The organism is Corallococcus sp. CA041A (assembly GCF_003612075.1).
Lineage (GTDB): Bacteria > Myxococcota > Myxococcia > Myxococcales > Myxococcaceae > Corallococcus > Corallococcus exiguus.
Genome location: NZ_RAWF01000037.1, coordinates 1 through 18,996, shown reverse-complemented (window position 1 = coordinate 18,996; position 18,996 = coordinate 1). Strand labels below are relative to the sequence as shown.

The window sequence follows — 18,996 nt, the reverse complement described above, 5'->3', positions numbered from 1 at the left end:
GCTGTCACTCGTCCGCGACGTGCGATTCGATGGTGAGCTGGTAGTGCTCGGAGTGGTTGGTGAGCTGCGTGCGCCCTTCCCAGCGCGGGGTGCCATCGTAGCGCACCGACACCCATTCCCTGCCGTTCTTCGACAGGGTCCGCTGTCCCGGTCCGTCCTCCAGCGTCCAGCCCACGGGCAGGGCGGCGCGCACGGCGTCGGCCGGCCAGTAGACGAGCTGCACGTCCCGGATGACGAGCGCGGAGTTGAACTGGGCGGGCAGGCGGGGGTCCCGCTCCTCGTCCAGGTGGCTGCCGTCCCAGCGCAGGGTGAGGATGCGGTGCCCCATGGCCAACCCGGCCAGCTGCATCTGGGCCGGGTCCACCTCCAGGAGGGCCTCCAGGGAGCGGGGGCCTCCGGGGTCCTGCTCGTGCGCGAAGACCAGCTGCTGCGCCAGGCTCACGGACGCCCCGAGGGCGGCGGGAGCCAGGCGCAGCTCCGGCAACGGCTCGCCAGGAGCGGCGGGCCGGGGCCGGGGCGTGCTGGTGCAGGCCACCAGCCCCGCGACGAGCAGGGCGGTGACTACGCCGCGCACAGCGCCTCGAGGACGGTCAGGCGCCGCTTGCTGTCCGCCACGTAGGGGTTGTTCTTGTCCCACGCGTAGCCCGCGAGGATGGCGGAGATCATCCGGCGCACGTCTTCCGACGGGTTCGGGTGGAAGATGATGTCCTGGAAGCCGCCCTCGTACCAGGACTCCACGAAGGTGCGGAAGGTGTCCACGCCGGCCTTGAGCGGCTTCGCGTACTCGTTCTCCCAGTCCACCTTCTCCCCCGCGAACTCACGGGCGATACAGGCGGAGGCGAGGCTCGCGGACTTGAAGGCGATGGTGACGCCCGAGGAGAACACGGGGTCCAGGAACTCGCCCGCGTTGCCCAGCAGCGCGAAGCCCGGGCCCCACAGCGACTTCACGTTGGCCGCGTAGCCGGTGAGCTTGCGCGCGGGCGTGTCCCAGACGGCGTTCTTCAGGAGGTTCTGCAGCGACGGCGCCTCCTTCACGATGGCCTGGAGCCGCTCCGTGTCCGTGCCGGTGTACTGGTCCAGGAACTCCTTCTTCGCGACCACGCCCAGCGAGCAGCGGCCGTCGGAGAAGGGGATGGTCCAGTACCAGACGTGCACGTGCTCCGGGTGCGTCGTGACGCGGATCTTGTTCCGGTCGAAGGTGCCGAGCGGAACGTTGTCCACCACGTGCGTGAAGATGGCGCCGCGCACGGGGAAGTTCGACGGCGTCTCCAGGTTCAACATGCGCGGCAGCACGCGGCCGAAGCCGCTCGCGTCCAGGAGGAAGCGCGCCTTCACCTGGTACGTCTCGCCTTCAGGGGAGCGCGCCGTCACCACCGGCTGCCCGCTGGAGAAGTCCACGGTCAGCACCTCGTGGCGGAAGCGCACGGTGGCGCCCTTCTTCTCCGCGGCCTGGGCCAAAATCTGGTCGAAGCGGGCGCGCTGCACCTGGTAGGTGGTGGCCCAGCCGGGGCTGAACTTCTCGCGGAAGTCGAAGTCCGTGTACTTGCCGGCGCGCTCGAAGGCGGCGCCGTTCTTGTACTGGAAGCCCGCCTCCACCACGTCCTGGAGGAAGCCGGCTTCCTGGATGTACTCCATGCTCTGCGGCAGCAGGCTCTCGCCAATGGAGAAGCGGGGGAACTGCTCGCGCTCCAGCACGAGGACATCACGGCCCTGCTTGCGAAGGAGGCCCGCCGCGACGGAGCCCGCGGGGCCCGCGCCGATGATGAGGATGTCCGCCGATTCAGTTTTCAATGTGTGTCTTTCCCGGGTGGAAGTCGGAAACAAGGGGTGAGGATCCAGATGGTGACCTCGCCGAGCAGCATGGCGAGGCCGAACGAGCGCAGCGCGGGCGTGGCGGAAAGACCCAACAGCCCGAAGGAGAGGAGCGTGCTCACGCCGGCCAGCGCCACCGCGAGCCACGCGGAGCCGTCACCGGGGTGCTCCAGAAGGAAGATGCCGTAGTCCACGCCCATGCCCAGGAGCAGCACCAGCCCCAGCACGGTGAACAGCTGCAGCGGCGCGCCCGCCCACCCGAAGATGGCGAGCGTCAGCAGCGTGCCCAGCACGGAGGGAACCCACGCGCGCCACGCCTGGCGCCCGAAGCGAGCCACCAACGTGAGCAACACCGCGAAGTAACCCGCGACGATGAGCCCGCCCATGATGCGGCGGTAGCGGCTGAGCAGGCCGGAAATCTCCGCCGTCTTGTCCACCCAGCGGACGCCCTCCAGGCCCTGGGCCACCTCTTCCAGACGGGGCAGCACCTTGGGGTCGTTGAGGCCGCGCAGCATGAGGACGCTGTATTGCGCCTTGCCCAGCGTCCCCAGCCACTGCTGCCGGATGACCGCCGCGGCGGGACCGGCGAGGAATTGCTTGGGCGTGAGCGGCTCCGGGGAGAACGCGGCGCGCGTGGGGGCTTCACCCGTGGACTCGCTGACGGCGGCGACCGCCTGGGCCTCCGCGCGGGCGCTCAGGGCCGCGTCCTCGCGCTGCTGTGCTTCGGACGGAAGCCAATCAGACACGGCGCGGTAGCCCGCGAACACCTTCTCGGAGACGAGCGAGTCCAGCTTCGTCTTCAGCACGGCTTCGCGCGCGAGCACCTGTTCGTCGTTGTCTCCCTGCACCAGGAAGAACTGCGCCGGACTGGGCAGTCCCAACAGGCGCCCCAGTTCCCGCTGATCCGCGATGAGGTTCGCGGGTGCGCCCTGCAGCTGGCGCAGGTCGTCCCGGGGCTCCAGCTTCCAGATGCCCACGGCCACGAGCACCGTGACGACCGCGCCGGACAGCCACCACGCCGGGGTGGAAGCGATGCGCGGCCAGCGGGTGATGGACGCGGAGAAGCGCTCCGCGAAGGGCGTGATGGGCAGGGCGCCCGTGTCCAGCGAGGGGAACCAGCACACCACGGTGAGGAACGCGGCGGTGAGGCCCGCGGCGGAGAACACCGCCATCTGCCGCAGGCCCGGGAAGGGCGCCACGCCCAGCGCCAGGTACGCCACCACGCTGGTGACGAGCGCGAGCACCATGCCGGGCAGGAGCGCGCGCATCACCGGACCGCGCTCCGAAGGGGCCTTGCCCTGACGCGCGGCGAAGTAGTGGAAGCCGTAGTCCTCCGCCACGCCCACCAGGCTGGAGCCGAAGACGAGCGTGAGCAGGTGCACCCGGTCGAACACCAGCGCGGTGACCGTGAGCGCCACCGCGCAGCCCAGCGTGAGCGACACGCCCACGAGGAGGATGGGCCGCAGCGAGCGGAATGTGAGCCATACGAGGATGAGCACCGCCGCCAGCGACCCGAAGCCGATGGTGGACATCTCCCAGCTCGCCTGCGCCGCGGCGGCCTCCGCGTACAGCGGCACGCCCGCGGCCACCAGCCGTCCGCCGGGCACCGCTGCTTCGACCCGCGCGCGCGCCCGCTCCACCGTGGCGGTGACGCGCGAGCCGTCCCCCAGCGCGAAGGCGGACACCTTGCTCTTCCACATGAGGAGCACCCACTCGCGCTCCTCGCCGGACAGCCACATGCGTCCGTCGCGGGGCCGGGCGGACGTCTCCGCCGCGCGGGCCTGCCACCAGTCCTGCCACAGGCCCAGCGGATCCGCGTTCCAGTCCGTCAGCTGCGCGCCCGCGGGTTGATACAGCTTCATCAGCGCCGTGCCGCCCAGCTCCTCCGGCGTCGCGTGCGCCAGCCACTTGCGCTGCGCGGGCGTGAGCAACCGGTCGCGATAGGGACGGTAGAAGTCCACCGCCTGCTCCAGCGCGGAGGTGTCCACCACCGCCGGCTCCAGCAGGTCCGAGGACTCCGTGAGCACGCGCGTGGCCTCGTCCGCGGCCTTCTGCGCGGACGGCCAGTCCTTGGCGCCCACCAGCAGCACGAGCTGCCGGCCGGCTTCGTCCGCGAGCTTGCGCGTGGCGGCGTCCACCTCAGGCGCCTGCTCGTCCTCCGGCAGGAGCGCGAGCACGTCCGTGTCCAGGCTCGCGGAGCGCCAGAACCGCACCTGGTGAATGCCAACGGCGAGCACCACCAGCGCCCACAGGATGGCCAGCTTATTTGCCAAGGCGTTCCGCTTCCGTGGCGTCGGGAGGAGGCGTCTGCGCGAGCTGCTCGAACGTAATGACGCTGCTGTCGCCGCGCGTCTCGTCCAATTGCACCTGGCGCACGTACCCGTCACCCTCCAGGTGGATGTGCTTGAAGACGCGCGCGAGCCCCGCGTCCGTGGGCGTCAAATCCAGCTTCCAGCCCTTGTCGCCGACCAGCGCGCCCTCGACCGTGAAGCGCTTCTGGAGCGCCGCGACGTCGCCCGACAAGAGCGCGAAGAGCAGCTCGTTCACCGCCGCCAGCGCGGGCTCCTTGGTGGAGTCCAGGTGATAGGCCGCGCCGCCCGTGGCCTGCTGCGCGCTCAGCGACTTGCGCGTGAGCGTCAGCGTGGAAGCGAACGGCGTGCGCGTGTTCCAGAGCACTCCCTGGTCGCGGGCGAGGAGGAAGTCTCCCTTGGACACGAGCGGCTTCTTGAAGCCCTGCACGGTCTTCTTCTGTTCGAACTGGCCGCGCACCAGCGGCGCGTCCACCAGGCGCGCGCGCACGTCCTTCACCAGGTCCGCGGCGTGGGCGCTCACGGACAGCAGCGACAGCATCAACACGAGGAAGGGCTTCATCCCGGCCACACTCCCAGCTTCTTCCAGAGGACTTCCGGGCAGACGTATTCCATCTCGCCTGTCTTCAAGGACACCGCGACCTGGATGGTGTGGGCCTGGTTCACCTTGCGCCCGGTGTCCGCGTCGCGCAGCAGGTAGTCGAAGCGCAGCCGGTTCTCCCACTCGGTGATTTCGGCGCGCACGATGATGCGCTGCTTGTAGGAGATGGGGGAGACGTACTTGAGCTTCATCTCCACCACGGGCCAGCCGTACCCGGACTCGCGCATCTGCGGCCAGTCGTAGTCGTGCTTGCGCAGGATGACGGCGCGCGCCAGCTCCAGGTACTTCACGTAGTGGCCGTGCCAGACGATCTCCATCATGTCGAGATCGTGGAACGCCGGGTCGATCTCCAGCTCGCAGCTCAGGTCAGGCTTCATGCAGCCTCCACTCCCGACGGCGGATGGCGGTGATCAATCCCTGCAGCTCACCGTCCAGCGCCCGGTCCTCCACCAGCAAGGGGATGCGTGCTTCCAGGTCCGCGTGCATCGCGGCCATCGCGGGGCCGGGCTTCGCGTCCGCGTCAATCCGCTGACGCAGGGTGACGCCCTGGCGCGCCGCGATGAGCATGGCCGCGACCACCTGCTCCGTCAGCTCCAGCACGCGCAGGCAGTCGCGCGCGGCGATGGTGCCCATGCTCACCTTGTCCTGGTTGTGGCACTCGGTGGAGCGGGAGAAGACGGACGCGGGCATGGTCTGCTTCAGCGCTTCCGCGGTCCACGCGGAGACGCTGATCTGCGCCGCCTTGAGCCCGTGGTTGATGGCCGCGCGGGCGCCGGTGGACGCGGAGAGGTTCGCGGGCAGCCCGTGGTTGAAGCGCGGGTCCACCAGCAGCGCCAGCTGCCGGTCCAACAGGTCCGCCACGTTGGCTACCGCGGTCTTCAGCCCGTCCATGGCGAAGGCGATGTGGCCGCCGTAGAAGTGGCCGCCGTGCAGCACCCGCTCGCCGTCCGGGTCGATGAGCGGGTTGTCGTTGGCGCTGTTCAGCTCGTTCTCGATGAGCGTGCGGAAGTACGGCAGCGCGTCCTCCAGCACTCCGATGACGTGCGGCGCGCACCGCAGCGAGTACCGGTCCTGGAGCCGCTGCTCGTTGCGAGGCGGCCGGTCCGTGACCAGGTCCGCGCGCAGCCGGGCCGCCACGCGCTGCTGGCCCGCGTGGGGCTTCGCCGCGAAGAGCGTCTCGTCGTAATGGTGCGCGTTGCCGGCGCTCGCCAGCACGTTGAACGCCGTGAGCCGCGTGGCGAGCCGGGACACGTACTCCGCCCGCTCCCACGCCAGGCACGCCAGGGCCGTCATCACGGCGGTGCCGTTCATGATGGCCAGGCCTTCCTTCGGCCGCAGCTTGAGGGGCGCGATGCCCAGCTCCTTCATCACTTGCGCCGCGGGCTTGCGCTCGCCCCGGTGCCACACGTCGCGCTCGCCGCAGAGCACCGCCGCCACGTAGGACAGGGGCGTCAGGTCGCCGGACGCGCCCACGGAACCTTCCGCCGGAATCATGGGCAGCACGTCGTGCTGGAGCAGCAGCTCCAACTGGGTGAGCAGCGGCACGCCCACGCCGGAGAAGCCCTGCGACAGCGACGCCAGCCGAGTGGCCAGCACCGCGCGCGTCTCCTCCGGGGTGAGGAACCGGCCCGCGCCGATGCCGTGGTACGTGTAGAGGTGGTGCGGCAGCTCCGCGACGAGCGCGGGCGGGATGGACACCGTCACCGAGTCGCCGTAGCCGGTGGTGACGCCGTAGATGACGCCGTCCTCCGCCAGCAGCCGGTCCAGGAACGCGGCGCCCTTGGCGATGCGCTGGCGGAAGGCCGGGGCCGTGCCCAGCTCCGCCGGACGCTCGCGGCGCGACAGGGCGCCCACGTCCTCGAGCGTCAGCCGTCCGCCGTCGAAGCGGACCGGGGTGTCAGAAAGTGGGGGGCTTCGCGGAGACATGCACCTGATCCCAGAAGGGAAAGAAGTTGAACCAGTCGTAGGGCGCGCGCTGGAGGAGCGCCGTCACCCGGGCTGCGTAGTGCTGCGCGCAGTCGGTGAGCGCCTGCTCGCGCTTGCCCCGAGGCAGCACGACGCGCTCGAAGAGGCGCTCGAAGTGGATGGTGTAGCCCTTGCCCTCATGGATGCAGCCCAGCAGGTAGAGCGGACACTTGAGCAGCGCCGCCAGTACGTAGGGGCCCACCGGAAATGGCGCCGGGTGGCCGAGGAAGTCGACGCGCACGGTCTGGGCGGAATTCACCGGGATGCGGTCGCCCGCGATGACCACGAACTCTCCGGCCTCCACGCGCTCGTTCAGCGCGACCGCGGTGGCCGGGCCCATGTCCGTGACCTCCATCAGCCGGAAGTCGTTCTCCGGGTTGAGCCGCTTGAGCAGGCGGTTGAACTGCTCCGCGTGCAGCGTGTGCACCAGGATGTTGAGCTTCACCTCGCCCCGGCGCTCCGCCATGGTGCGGCACAGCTCCAGGCAGCCCATGTGCGCGGTGACGATGATGCCGCCCTTGCCGGACTTCGCCGCCTCGTAGAGTTCCTCGCGGCCTTCGGTGCGGACGCTCTCGAAGCGGTAGCGCCCGCTCACCGCGAGCAGCTTGTCCAGCATGGTCTCCGCGAACATCAGCACGTGACGCACACTGTCGCGCCAGTGGGGCTCGCGCCCCAGGGCCCCGGTCGCGGTCTGCATCCGCTTCAGGTACTGGCGCGACGAGTGCTGCAGCACCGGCCGCCGGAGCCAGTTCACCAGCACCACCGGGTAGAGGCAGACGCGGAAGGGCCAGCGCCCCAGCAGCCGGTGGACCCAGTAGAGGATCCAGATGCCAGCCACGAAGGTGGTTTCCCCCATCTCCGCCCAGTGGCGGGACTTCATTTCGCCACCTTGTTCCAGAGGAGCACGGGCAGCCGCACCAACATCCCGAAGAAGAGCCGGGCGTGCATGCCGGAGATGCGCACGTTGTCCCAGAGCACGTCGAAGTGGGAGATGCCGTCGGTGGGGTAGCGCACCTGGGTGGGCTGGTTGAGGATGCGCATGCCGCGCCAGAACAGGCGCACCAGCACCTCCACGTCGAAGTCCATCCGCTTGCCGATCTTCACCGAGTCGATGAGCGCCACGGTGGGCCGCAGCGGATACACGCGGAAGCCGCACATGGAATCGCGGATGGCGAACGACAGCGTGTTGATCCACACCCAGATGTGCGTGGCGTAGCGGCCGTACAGCCGGCCCTTGGGCACGGACTCGTCATAGACGGGCGTGCCGCACACCATCATGTCCGGCTGCGCCTTCGCCAGCTCCAGGAAGCGCGGGATGTCGTTGGCGTTGTGCTGGCCGTCCGCGTCGATTTGCAGCGCGTGGCTGTAGCCCCGGGAGAGGGCCGCGCGCAGGCCCGCCATCATCGCGCCGCCCTTGCCCTCGTTCTGGGGCAGGCGGACCACCTCCACGTGCTCGCTGTCCTCGCGCGCCAGGCCGTCCAGCACCGCCGCGCAGCCGGGCTCGCTGCCGTCGTCCACCAGCACGCAGGGCAGCCCGTGGCTGCGCACCGCCTTCACCACCGCGCCCACGGCCTCGCCGTGGTTGTAGACCGGAATCACCGCGCAGACCTTCATCCTGCCCCTCCCCCCAACACGATGCGGCCGCTGGCGTGCGAGCCCGCGGCTGACGTCAACTTGAACCCCAGCCGCCCGGACTCCTTCGCCCAGGTGAGCTCCAGCGACAGCAGCGTGCCGGGTGGAATGACCTGCTGGAACTTCAGCGTCTCGATGCGGAGGAAGTCCGGCGGCAGCGCGAAGTGCTCGCGGCCCAGCAGCAGTGACCACTCCACCTGCACGACGCCGGGCAGGATGGGCGAGCCCGGGAAGTGCCCTTCGAAGTAGGGCGAATTCGCGGGGACCTCCACCGCCAGCAGCACGCGCTCGTCGGAGCGCTCCAGCACGCGGAACGGGGGACGCTTCGGGTCGAAGAGCGCGGTGAGCGCCGCCTCGGTGGATTTGCCCTGGGAGTTGACCGGCATGGCCTCCAGATACCGGAACCGGCGCGGCAAGGCACTGGACTCGAAATGCGGGGCCAACTTCTCGCGCAGCGCCTGGCTCAGGGACCGCCTGCCCCCCGACTCCTGGAGCCGCCAGCCTTCCGCGTCCGGCACCCCCACCACCGCCAGAATCACCCGGTGGCCTTCGGTGAGGGGCAGCACCCGGGCCTCGCGCAACAGGCCCCCGGCCACGAGGGTCCGCTCCATGGCGGAGAGCGACACGCGCTTCTCCTCCAGCTTGAGCAGCCGGTCGCGGCGCCCCAACAGCTCGAAGCCGCCGGGCACGGGCCGCGCGCGGTCCTCCGTGGTGAACCACTCGCCCGGGGGCAGGTCCAGGTGGGGGGATTGGACGCGGAGCGCGTCGTCTTCCGCGCGCACCTCCACGCCCGGCATCGTGCGCCAGGACGCGCTGTCGTCCGTGTCGCGCCGGCGCCATGCGACGCCGCCCGTCTCCGAGCTGCCGTACACCTCCACCGGCGCCCGGCCCAAGAGGTCGCGGCAGGCCTGGAGCGCTTCGGGGGTGAGCGGCCCACCGGAGGAGAACATCCCGCGCAGATTCCCGCGCACGGCCGCCCAGTCCAGCGTGGCCGGCAAGCGCTTCAGGTGCGCGGGGCTCGCCACCAACAGGCCGGGGCCGGTCTGGAGCGCGGCCAGGATGTCCTCCGGATAGGGCAGGGCATTCGCATCGAACGGGCGGCCGGACGTCAGCGGCCACAGCACCCGGAACAGCAGTCCGTAGATGTGCTGGTGAGACACGGTGGCCAGCACCGGCACGTCCCCCACGGCCTCGTCGAACAGCCGGCCCAGCGTGGCCACCTCGCTGGACAGCTGCGACAGGCGCTTGGGGATGGCGGTGGGTTCTCCGCTGGAGCCCGACGTGTAGACGACCAGCGCGGCGAGCCCGGGTGACAATGCCTGGAACGCGGCGGCGGTCCCGTCCTCGTTCATCGCGGGCGCCAGCGGCCCCTGTCCCTGGGGGGCCCGGCCCGCGAAGCCGTCCACGTGGGCCTTCAGCGCGTCCAGCGTGGCGGGGCGCGCGTCCGCGGGCAGGTAGATGCACACCCCCGCGTGCCAGGCGCCCAGGAGCGCGGCGGCGAACTCGAAGGTGTCCTCGGTGAAGAGGGCGTAGCGCTGGCCTCCGTGCGCCGCGAAGGCCGAGCGCCAGCCGGCGACCCGGGCGCGGAACGCACCGAAGTCCCGCACGCCGTCCTCGCTCCGGGCCACGGGGTGCCCGGCGGGACGGCCGTGGACGAGGAGGGTTTCGAGCGCGAGCGGCTCAGCCATGGGCGTGCCGTGCGCGCACCCGCTGCCGCACCACCCACTCGCCCGCGAACAGCAGGCCCATGAGGCCGTAGGCGATGAGGCCGTTGTAGAGCGCCCAGGTCGCGTCGCTCGCGAAGAGCGCCGTGGTGAGCGCGAGCGCGCCGTTGAGGACGAAGAAGCCGCACCACACCTGCGTTACCCGGCGCGTGTAGGCCACGCCCGACGGCGGCAGGTCCTTCTCCCGAAGCCGCGCCAGTCGCTCAATCACGCTGGGTGGATACACCAGGCTGGTGAGGAATACGGTGAGGAGCACCGCGTTCACCAGCACCGGGTAGAGCTTCAGGGGCAGGGCGTTGTTGCCCAGCATGCTGGAGCCCGCGAGCACCAGGGCGCCCACCGCGGCCGCGAGCCACATCTTCTCCCGCGTGGCCACCGCGCGCACCACCGCCATGGCCGCCAGGGGCAGCGCCATCCAGCGGGGCTCGAAGTGGCCCAGGCCCAGATAGACGAGCGGGGGGTAGGCGAGGCTCAAGAGCCCCAACAGCACCGGACGCAGACGTTTCACGCCGCGGCGGAGTCGCTGCCGAGCAGACCGTACAGCGCGTCCACCACGTCCTGGATGGTCCGCACGGAGCGGAAGACTTCCGGCGGAACGCGCTGGCCCGTCACCGGCTTCAGGCGCACCAGCAGGTCGATGGCGTCGATGCTGTCGATGTCGAGGTCGTCGTGCAGACGCGCCTCCGGGACGATGCGGGACGGCTCGATGTCGAAGGTTTCCTGGAGGATGGCGCTCAGGCGCTCGAACAGCTCGTGCTTGGTCATGGGGTGAGTCCTCGCTTTGGTTTTGACGGGGGCTGCTTAGGAACGGGTGCGGTGGGTGCTGACGAAGTCCGCGAGCGCCCGAACACTGGCGAAGTGACGGCGATTCTCCTTGGAGTCGCTCGCCAGCACGACGCCATAGGACTTCTGCAACGCGAGGCCGAGCTCCAGGGCGTCAATGGAGTCCAGCCCCAGCCCTTCGACGAACAGCGGCGCCGCCGGATCGATGTCGTCCGGCTTCAGGTCCTCGAGGTTCAGCGTGTCGATGACCAGCCGCTTTATTTCCTGCTCAAGCTCCAACATGTTCCTGGCTCCCCCTGGAGAAATGGTCGTGCAGCCGGGTGGTGAGCTGGCGCGCGGCCTTCGCCGCCTCGCCCGCTTCCGCGTCCTGGGCGGACACGTGGATGTCGTCCTCCACGCGGATGACGTAGTGCATGGGCTTTTCCGGCACCTTCCACCAGGGCATGCCCTTGGTGAGGCCCCGAGGCTCGCAGCGGATGATGACCGGCGTGATGTCGCACGGGCCGCGCACCGCGATGTTGGCGGCGCCTCGCTGCAGCTGCATGTTCCCGTCGAGCGGTGTGCGCGAGCCCTCCGGGAAGATGATGAGGTTGTTGCCGGCCTTCACGGACTCGATGCAGTCCTGGACGAGCCCGGGCCCGGAGTCGTTGCTCAGGTAGCGCGTCGCCCGGATGGGGCCGCGTGTGAACGGGTTGTTCGCCAGGCTCGCCTTCACCACGCAGTCCGCGTTGGGGACCAGTGAGATGAGGAACACCACGTCGATGAGCGACGGGTGGTTGGCCAGGATGAGCAGCCCGGAGCGCGCCAGCTTCTCCACGCCTTGCAACTCGTAGCGCAGCACGCCCAGCGCGCGCATGTAGCCGATGAAGAAGCGGAACGTGTAGTGCACCGCGAGCCGCGCCAGCCGCTGCTGCCGCTCCGGGTCGCGCACGAAGAGCGCGAGCAGCGGAAAGTAGATGAGGCGCAGCGCCAGTCCCCCCAGCCCGAAGGTGGCGAAGGACAACCCGGTGGCGAAGATGCGCCACGGACGGTCGAGCATCTCAAGCATGGCGCGCCCACCGCCAACACCGGCCGCCCGTCGCGTGCTCCCACCGCGAGGCGCCGGAAACGAGGAATCGCAGGGCACGCAGGTCCGCCGGGAGGTTCGCCGCATCCAACGGCGCGACGGGCGAGTCTGGGGCGCTGGCCGCGCAGTCCAGGTGGATGGCGTCCGCGCCCGTGCTGGCGGAGAGGAGGCAGGCCCATGCGTGGGGAAACGCCACGTCCCGGGAGAAGTGTTCCCACGGCGTGGGAACGGGCTCTTCGTAGACGACGACCATCACCCGGGGGACGCCGTCCGACAGCAGGCCGCACGCCTCCGTGAAGGCGGCCTCCACCGTCTCTTCTCCCGCGGCGATGGCGGCGTAGGCGGACGTGTCCCCCCGAGCGATGGAGTAGAGCGCGCCGATGGCGTTGTGCACCGACAGGCTGAAGGAGGTGGGCGACAGCGGCTCCGAGCGCGCCAGCTGCGTGAGCAGCTCCACCGAGCGGCCCAGGTCGCCATAACGCGATGCGAAGATGACGGGCGCGTCCGGCGCGTCCACGTGCGCGTTATACGCAGCCTGCAACGCGATGCGGCCCAGCCGGTCCACCCGGCGGCGCATCATCGCGGGCATCGCCGCGAGCGCGGGCGTGCCTTCCGCGGGGAGCGGATGCGGGGTCGCGAGCCACGTTTCCCAGGAAGCAGGATGGACGAGCCCGGGGGCCCAGGCGGCCCAGCGCTGTACGGAGAATCCCACCATCGTGACGGAGAGGCCCCAATCGCCCCCAAAGACAACCTTTACCAAACCATTCACAGGGTGACAATTGGGCGGCCGACCCGAGCGGGCCAGACGCCGGGAGCCCGCCCTGTCGCCTGCCCTGTGTCCGTTACAACCCCGGGTTCTTGTTGATGAAAGACGCAACGCGGCCTCGGCCTTCACGTTCTTCCGGGTTTGTCCAGGGAGGTGACGCGCCCGTGTGTCGCGCGGAGTGCGAAGCGCCCCGCGAGTCATTCGAAATGGGCGGCGGAAACGGGTTGTGATGGCGGCTTGCGTGACGTGGCGGCGGGCGCGCCTATTCACGCGGCGCGTGCTTCCTCCGCGAGTTTCAGGACTCGGAGGGGAAGAGGGCGCGCAGTTCGCGGAGCGTGCGGGGCCTGGCGCCGCGGGGGCCGGTGACCCAGATGCGCTCGGGCTCCAGCGCCAGCTCACGCCAGGACACGGCGCCGCCGTCGGGCAGCAGCACCTCGCCGTCCAGGCGCACCACCGAGTGGCGCCGGGACACCGCTTCCAGGCCGAACAGCAGCCGCTCCACGTCCGACCAGCGCGCGGGGGCGAACAGCAGGTCCACGTCCGACAGCGGCCGCACGAAGGGCACGCCAGAGCGGTGCTGCCAGGCCAGCGAACCGAACACGCCCACCGTCAAATCCAGCGCGGTGCCCAGGGCGATGACGTCATCCAGGGCAGGGCCCCAGGCCGCGGGGGCGGAGGCGCGCACCTCCTGCACCGTGGGCGGCGGCAGGTGGCGCTCCACGGCGGACAGGGCCCCGTGCAGTGACAGGTGGCGGCGGTCGGGCAGGGTGAGCCCCAGCCGCAGGTCGTCCTCCTGGTCCGGTGGCTCCTGCCGGGCGACGGCGAAGGGCCGGCCCTGATCCCTCCACGCCGTGACGTGCGCGAGGACGTCCGGGACCAGGGGCGAGCGCAGGGCCTCCGCCCAGTTGGCGCCCAGGTACACCCAGTCATGCCGCACCGGACGTTCACCGCCCATCAGCGGGCATCTCCTGCCGCCAGGGGGAAGCCGTGCCCGCTTCCGCGACGCGGGACGGGGCTGCCCCCGGGACAGGCGGAAGCGGAAGCGGTGGAACTCACTCCTCGATTCATTACCCGGATTCACGCCGCCGGTGGGAGCGATCCTGCACCGGTCGGCGCCGGTTGCTCCCGGCCGCGCGAATCTCCCCGGAAATCCGGGTGGGAGCCGAGCGCACGCCTCAGGGATTCCCCTGAGACGCGGGGCGCTAGCGGGGTTTCTGGAGAATGGGGTTTACGGCGCTCACGTGCTGGCGGCGCATGTCGATGAGGATGTCGTAGTTGCGCGGCTCCGGGGCGACGGGGCCGGCGGCGAAGCGGTAGAGGCCGCTCACGTCGCGCTCGCGGGGGAAGCGCTCCTTCACCAGGGCCTTGAGCATCTCCTTGGCCACCCACTCCGCGTCCACGGAGACGGAGCCGAACTCGTCCAGATAGTGGAACGGCGCGGTGGAGTCCGACTGCTTCGCGGTGAGGACGAAGACGCGCGGCTTCCTGTCCGGGACGACGAGGCTCGCGCCCTGCGCCATCACCGCCAGTTCCCGGCCCTGGGGCAGGGCGAACAGCTCCAGGGACTGTTCGTGCGCGAGCAGGGCGCTGAAGGCCACGAACGCGGTGAGCAGGCCCGTGGCCATGCGCGGGCCATGCCTGGGCCAGATGGTGCCCAGGTTCACCAGCGACGCGGCGAAGAACACGGCCCACACGCCCGTGAGCGCGTTGAGCGTGCGGTAGGTGGGCCACCGCTCCCCGGCGAGGAAGCTCACCGAGTACGCCACGCCCGACAGCGTCACCAGCGCCAGCAGCCAGCGCCCCACGCCCCCGAGCCCCGAGCGGCGCCCCTCCACCGCGATGCCCACGCCCAGGAGCGTCAGCGTCAGCACCACCATGGCCCAGTAGCCGTCCATGTCGCCCAGTGGCGCCTCGTTGAGCGCGGACAGCGCGAGCGCGTTGGGGAACACGTGAGTGAGCGCCCAGACGGTCTTGTCCACCCAGTGCTTCTCGAAGCTGAGCCGGGGCGAGGGCGGGAAGATGCCCGCCTTGAACAGCACCTGCGTGACGGCGTACGCGAGCGCCAGGCCCGCGGCCATCACCAGCAGGTGCTTGAGCATCCATCGCGCCGTGTCCTTCAGCGACACGTCGCGGTGCACCACCAGCGCCGCCGCCAGCAGCACTGCGGAGAACAGGCCGCTCACCTGATAGATGAGCGTCGCGCTTGCCATGCTCCCCACCGCGGCCAGCGCGTACGGCCACCGGACGGAGGCCTCCGCTCCCGGCGGACCGATGGCGCGGCGGGCGAAGGCGAACGCGCCCAGGCCCAGCATCAGCGCCAGGGCCTGCGGCCAGCAGATGCTCCAGTTGGCGATGACCTGCGCGGACGGCGTGACCGTGAGGAACCCCGCCAGCAGCGCGGCGGAGCCCGTCCGCCAACCCTCCTTGCGCAGCAGCAGGAACACCGCCGCCGCGAGCACTCCCAGGCCGGCCACGCCCATCAGCCGCAGTCCCACCAGCCCGTCGATGCCGTTGGCCGCCTTCGCGGACACCTCCAGCATCCAGCCGTAGAGCGGGCGGCCCTGCGACGCGCAGAAACGGAGGATCTTCCCCGGCTCCTCGCGCGCCTCGCGCAGGATGGCGTAGTCGTCACGCAGGCCATACCGGTGGATGACCGCGCTCCAATAGATGAGCCAGGGAAGCAGGAGCAGCAGGGCCACGGTGCCGGGAACCACCAGCGCGCGCGGCGGGAGACGCTTCATCAACGAGAAGGCCATCGAAGTTGACGCAACGTAGCAGAAGCCTCCCACTGACTCCCGGAGCAACCGGGACACGGCAGGGTTCCAGTCACGGTGAGAAGGGCGGGGCTCCAACCACCTGCGTGTCCTCACCGAACTCCGGGCCTCGGGGCTCTCTCACGATGTTGAGCACGGGCCGCGCGTCCGCGAGCGACGGAGTGAAGAGGGAGGGCTGGTCGGGGTCCGCGAACACGGTGGCGAAGTCCTCCGGGGCCAGGCCTCGCGCGAGCCGGGCCGCGAACGAGTCCTTGAGCTGGCGCACGTAGTACTCGACGTCGTAGTCGCGCGCGTCGTCGCCCGCGGGCTCGCCTGGAGTGGGGCGCGGGGCGGGTTCGCCGTCCTCGGTGAGTGCTTCCGGGAGCAGGCCCGCGCGGCCGCCGGTGGCGCGGTAGATGCGCACGCGCTCGCCCAGGGACCAGTGCTCGCGGCCGTTCGTGAGCAGCGCTTCGTACGGCAGCTCCCTGCGCTGCTTGCGCGTGGCCAGGTACTGCGAGGGGGACTTGGTCAGCCGCACCTGCGCGGAGACCTCGAAGGTGGGCACCCGGCGCCGCCGGAGCGCCATCACCGCGTCCACGTACGTGTCGCGCACGGTGCGCACGTCGCCGGCCAGCAGGTGCTGGAGGGCCCGGCGCAGGAAGTCTTCTCCATAGGGCTCCGCGCGGCTGGAGCGGAAGGCCACGCCGCGCAGCAGCAGGGGCCCGGTGTAGGGCTGGAGCGCGTAGTTCTTCGGTTCGTGCGACAGCATGGCGGCGTAGCGCCCGTCGAACTCCAGCTTCACGCGCGGCGGCAGCAGGGCCGCGACTTCGGACACCACGCGGCGCTCGTCGGTCTCCGTCCAGGTTTCTGGCACCGCGAAGTAGACGCCGTCCGTGTCGGCCTCCAGCAGTGTCACGCCCCGGTGTGCCAGCTCGCGGCACATCAGGCCCAAGAGCTCGCGTCCGCGCCGCGTCACCTCGTTGGCGGCGTGCACGTCCGAGAAGCGGGTGAGGCCCACCGCGCCCATGTAGCCGTAGGCGGAGTTGATCAGCAGCTTCATCGCCGCGGAGATGGCTTCGTATGTGTGGCGCTCCGGAGAGCCGGGCGGGGCCTTCTTCCCCTTGGCCTTCGCGTCCAGGCGCTGATCCACCAGCCGGTCCACCAGCGCGAGCAGCGCGTTCAGCCGGTCGCGCTTCGGTCCGATGCGGTACTGGCGCATCAGCGACGGGTAGAGGCTGGCCACGTCCGCCTTCACGATGTGCCGCGCGACGCCGGAGGCGAACAGGTGCAGCGCCGCGCCGCTGTGGGACGTGCCGTCGCCGGATTCGTGCCCGGGCAGCGCCGCGCCCGAGCGCACGTAGGCGCGCACCAGCAGCGGATCCAACACGCCCGTCGCTGGGCCCGCGTCCGCCAGCCGCTCGTAGCGCCGGGGGGCCATGCGCGCGAGCGCGAACGCCGCGCCGCCCATGAGGTGCGCCAGCCCCGCGGCCTCCGTCACGTCCTCGCGCGCGTAGCGGCGCACGCGCTCCGGGTCCTTCAGGAAGACCTCGTGCACGCGCGCGCCGGGGATGAGCTCGCGGTCGGGCCCGGACAGGCCCAGGTGCCGCGCCACCGCCTTGAGTCCGTGGCCGGGCAGGTCGCGGGCGGCGAAGTCGTGGCGGCGCACGGCGTCCAGCGTGTCGATGAACTCGCGGCCGGGGACGGTGTAGCGCGCGCGGCGCATGGCGTCCGCGTCACGGCCTCCGGGCCCTCGGTTCAGCGCGGCGCCCCTCGCGGACGGGCGGTGGCGCAGGCCCGGCAGCCCCGCTCGGCCCAGCGCCAGCGACACGTTCAGCCGCTTCGCGCGCTGGTCCAGGAAGGGCAGGTCGAAGCCGTGCAGGTTGTGGTTCTCCACCACGTCGGGGTCGGCTTCGCGGATGCGCGCGACCAGCCGGCGCAACAGGTCCGCCTCACCCGCGTCTCCGTCCGCTGTCACCTCCAGCGTCTCCGCCCGGCCGTCTGGATCCCTCACCGCCACGAGGAAGATGCGGTCCCTGGATGGGTCCAGGCCGGTGGTCTCCAGGTCGAACTGGAGCCTTCGCAGGTCGTCGAAGACCAGGTCGCGGAAGTACGTGCGGCCGGTGGCCACCAGGTACTGCTCCTCCGGAGGCAGCACCAGCGCCGCGGCCGGGCCCAGGTCGCGCAGGTGGCCCACGCGTTGATCCAACCGCTTCGATGCGCCCTTGAGCACCGCGGACGCCAGCGCGCGGCCGTCATCCGCGCTAACGAGGAAGCGCAGCGCGCCGGGGCCCTCCAGTTCACGGAACGTCATCGCGCCCGGCACCGGCGGCATGCCTTCCGGGCGGAGCGCGTCCCCCAGGTGCTCCAGGTCCTGGAGCGACGAGAGCAGCACCCAGGGCCGGTACCTCGCGTCCTCGCGCAGCCTCGCGTGCGTGCCCTGATGCCGCTTCCAGATGAAGGCTCGCCCGTCCGGCTCCGCCCAGACGGACACGATGCCCGGCGTGGGGTCCCATCCCCACAACCACTCGTCCTCCAGCGGATGGGGCGGCGGGACCATGGGCGGGGACTCGGGGGACAGAAGGCGCGGCGCGCGGGCGCTGCTCCGGCCGCTCATAGGCGCGCGAGGGCCCGCTTCGCAAGGGTGGGCGGACAGGAGCGGCGTGGCGCTGTCGGAAGGGCTTCGCATCGCTGGGGCTCGGCCCCAGCTTGAGGGCACCGGCTGACAGCGGTATGTCAGGATTCATCGTCATGCAGCGCACTGAGCGACTCTTCGCCCTCGCCGAGTACCTGAGGGGCCGCCGCACCGGCGTCACCGCGGAGGTGCTGGCGGAGCGCTTCAGCGTGACGGTGCGGACCATCTACCGGGACCTGGACGCGTTGCGCGCCGCGGCGCTGCCGGTGGGCGCGGAGCGTGGCCGGGGTGGTGGCTACGCGCTGGACCGAGGCTACAGCCTGCCGCCGGTGAACTTCACCGCGCGCGAGGCGGCGCTGGTGGTGGCGCTGGGACGCTTCGCCATCGACATGCGGCTGTTGCCCTTCACTGGGACGCTGGAGTCGGCGCTGGACAAGGTGCGCTCGGCGTTGTCCACGTCCGCGCAGCGGGAGCTGCTGGCCCGGCTGCGCGAGCTGACGTTCCTGGGCGTGCCGTCCCTGCCCACGCGCAAGCCCGTGCGCGAGGCGCTGGAGCGCGCGTGGTTCGAGCGACAGCCGCTGCGCATCACCTACGTGGACAGCAACTTCCTGGAGACGGTGCGCGAGGTGCGCATCGAGTCCGTGGTGATGGACCGGCACGAGACGCGGCTGGACGCGGTGGACCTCGCGTCCGGGGAGCGGCGCCACTTCCGGCTGGACCGAATCACACGCGCGGAAGTGGTGGGGGCCTGAAGCGCGAAGGAGGGGCCGTGCTCCTGTCGCGGCACCCTCCTGCCGTGGGCCTCAGCCGCGCGAGGGGAAGACGCCTTCCGTCGCGATGATGAAGTTCACGCAGGTGTATGGGTTCTGGATGGGCACGGGCTGGTTGCCGCCGGAGATGCCCACGGCCTGGGGGCCCATCACCGTGCTGGGGGTCGTGACGTAGGGCAAGGG

The 18,996-nt window shown here is 70.8% G+C and carries 18 protein-coding genes; 1 reads left to right on the top strand and 17 read right to left on the bottom strand.

Annotated elements, in window-relative coordinates; genetic code table 11:
- Window positions 1-4: 4 nt before the first annotated feature.
- The 17 genes from D7V77_RS09490 to D7V77_RS09410 all read right to left on the bottom strand — a co-directional run bounded on the left by D7V77_RS09490 (window position 5) and on the right by D7V77_RS09410 (window position 17,968).
- On the bottom strand, window positions 5-574 hold the full coding sequence (locus D7V77_RS09490; protein ID WP_120575948.1) for a DUF3261 domain-containing protein: 570 nt from the start codon (window positions 572-574) through the stop codon (window positions 5-7).
- Window positions 562-1,791 carry an NAD(P)/FAD-dependent oxidoreductase gene (locus D7V77_RS09485; RefSeq protein ID WP_120575947.1) on the bottom strand — a complete coding sequence of 410 codons (1,230 nt, stop codon included), beginning with the start codon at window positions 1,789-1,791 and terminating at the stop codon, window positions 562-564. Before D7V77_RS09485 ends, D7V77_RS09490 begins: the two co-directional genes overlap by 13 nt.
- The gene (locus tag D7V77_RS09480; protein ID WP_120575946.1) at window positions 1,788-4,085 is read right to left on the bottom strand and encodes an MMPL family transporter; all 2,298 of its coding nucleotides are present in this window, start codon (window positions 4,083-4,085) and stop codon (window positions 1,788-1,790) included. Before D7V77_RS09480 ends, D7V77_RS09485 begins: the two co-directional genes overlap by 4 nt.
- Window positions 4,075-4,683 (bottom strand): outer membrane lipoprotein carrier protein LolA, encoded by a 609-nt coding sequence (locus tag D7V77_RS09475; RefSeq protein ID WP_120575945.1) that lies wholly within the window; start codon window positions 4,681-4,683, stop codon window positions 4,075-4,077. The genes D7V77_RS09480 and D7V77_RS09475 overlap by 11 nt, the downstream gene beginning before the upstream one ends.
- Window positions 4,680-5,099, bottom strand: a complete 420-nt coding sequence (locus tag D7V77_RS09470; RefSeq protein ID WP_120563610.1) for a thioesterase family protein — start codon at window positions 5,097-5,099, stop codon at window positions 4,680-4,682. The genes D7V77_RS09475 and D7V77_RS09470 overlap by 4 nt, the downstream gene beginning before the upstream one ends.
- Entirely contained in the window at window positions 5,089-6,648 is a 1,560-nt protein-coding gene (gene hutH / locus D7V77_RS09465) for a histidine ammonia-lyase (RefSeq protein ID WP_120575944.1), read from the bottom strand. The genes D7V77_RS09470 and hutH overlap by 11 nt, the downstream gene beginning before the upstream one ends.
- Entirely contained in the window at window positions 6,620-7,567 is a 948-nt protein-coding gene (locus tag D7V77_RS09460) for an acyltransferase (RefSeq protein ID WP_120575943.1), read from the bottom strand. The genes hutH and D7V77_RS09460 overlap by 29 nt, the downstream gene beginning before the upstream one ends.
- Window positions 7,564-8,301, bottom strand: a complete 738-nt coding sequence (locus D7V77_RS09455; protein WP_120575942.1) for a glycosyltransferase family 2 protein — start codon at window positions 8,299-8,301, stop codon at window positions 7,564-7,566. Before D7V77_RS09455 ends, D7V77_RS09460 begins: the two co-directional genes overlap by 4 nt.
- A complete protein-coding gene (locus D7V77_RS09450; protein ID WP_120575941.1) occupies window positions 8,298-10,007 on the bottom strand; it encodes an AMP-binding protein in 1,710 nt (569 codons plus the stop codon). Before D7V77_RS09450 ends, D7V77_RS09455 begins: the two co-directional genes overlap by 4 nt.
- Window positions 10,000-10,551, bottom strand: a complete 552-nt coding sequence (locus tag D7V77_RS09445; RefSeq protein ID WP_120575940.1) for a hypothetical protein — start codon at window positions 10,549-10,551, stop codon at window positions 10,000-10,002. Before D7V77_RS09445 ends, D7V77_RS09450 begins: the two co-directional genes overlap by 8 nt.
- The gene (locus tag D7V77_RS09440) at window positions 10,548-10,808 is read right to left on the bottom strand and encodes an acyl carrier protein (RefSeq protein WP_120563604.1); all 261 of its coding nucleotides are present in this window, start codon (window positions 10,806-10,808) and stop codon (window positions 10,548-10,550) included. The genes D7V77_RS09445 and D7V77_RS09440 overlap by 4 nt, the downstream gene beginning before the upstream one ends.
- Window positions 10,809-10,844: 36 nt before the next feature.
- Window positions 10,845-11,108: a phosphopantetheine-binding protein gene (locus D7V77_RS09435; RefSeq protein WP_014398640.1), complete on the bottom strand. Its 264-nt coding sequence runs from the start codon at window positions 11,106-11,108 to the stop codon at window positions 10,845-10,847.
- Window positions 11,095-11,874 carry a 1-acyl-sn-glycerol-3-phosphate acyltransferase gene (locus D7V77_RS09430; RefSeq protein ID WP_120575939.1) on the bottom strand — a complete coding sequence of 260 codons (780 nt, stop codon included), beginning with the start codon at window positions 11,872-11,874 and terminating at the stop codon, window positions 11,095-11,097. Before D7V77_RS09430 ends, D7V77_RS09435 begins: the two co-directional genes overlap by 14 nt.
- Window positions 11,867-12,607, bottom strand: a complete 741-nt coding sequence (locus D7V77_RS09425; RefSeq protein ID WP_233596775.1) for a beta-ketoacyl synthase chain length factor — start codon at window positions 12,605-12,607, stop codon at window positions 11,867-11,869. Before D7V77_RS09425 ends, D7V77_RS09430 begins: the two co-directional genes overlap by 8 nt.
- A 346-nt stretch (window positions 12,608-12,953) precedes the next feature.
- The gene (gene mdcG / locus D7V77_RS09420) at window positions 12,954-13,613 is read right to left on the bottom strand and encodes a malonate decarboxylase holo-[acyl-carrier-protein] synthase (RefSeq protein ID WP_120575938.1); all 660 of its coding nucleotides are present in this window, start codon (window positions 13,611-13,613) and stop codon (window positions 12,954-12,956) included.
- A 247-nt stretch (window positions 13,614-13,860) separates the two neighbouring features.
- Window positions 13,861-15,399 carry a hypothetical protein gene (locus D7V77_RS09415; protein WP_233596779.1) on the bottom strand — a complete coding sequence of 513 codons (1,539 nt, stop codon included), beginning with the start codon at window positions 15,397-15,399 and terminating at the stop codon, window positions 13,861-13,863.
- A gap of 85 nt (window positions 15,400-15,484) precedes the next feature.
- Complete coding sequence (locus D7V77_RS09410) at window positions 15,485-17,968, bottom strand: ribonuclease H-like domain-containing protein (protein WP_120575936.1); 2,484 nt, start codon at window positions 17,966-17,968, stop codon at window positions 15,485-15,487.
- A 191-nt stretch (window positions 17,969-18,159) separates the two neighbouring features.
- On the opposite strand from D7V77_RS09410, the gene D7V77_RS09405 reads away from it, so the two are divergent.
- Window positions 18,160-18,795, top strand: coding sequence for a YafY family protein (locus D7V77_RS09405; protein WP_120549247.1), 636 nt, complete (start codon window positions 18,160-18,162; stop codon window positions 18,793-18,795).
- The last annotated feature ends 201 nt before the right edge of the window (window positions 18,796-18,996 follow it).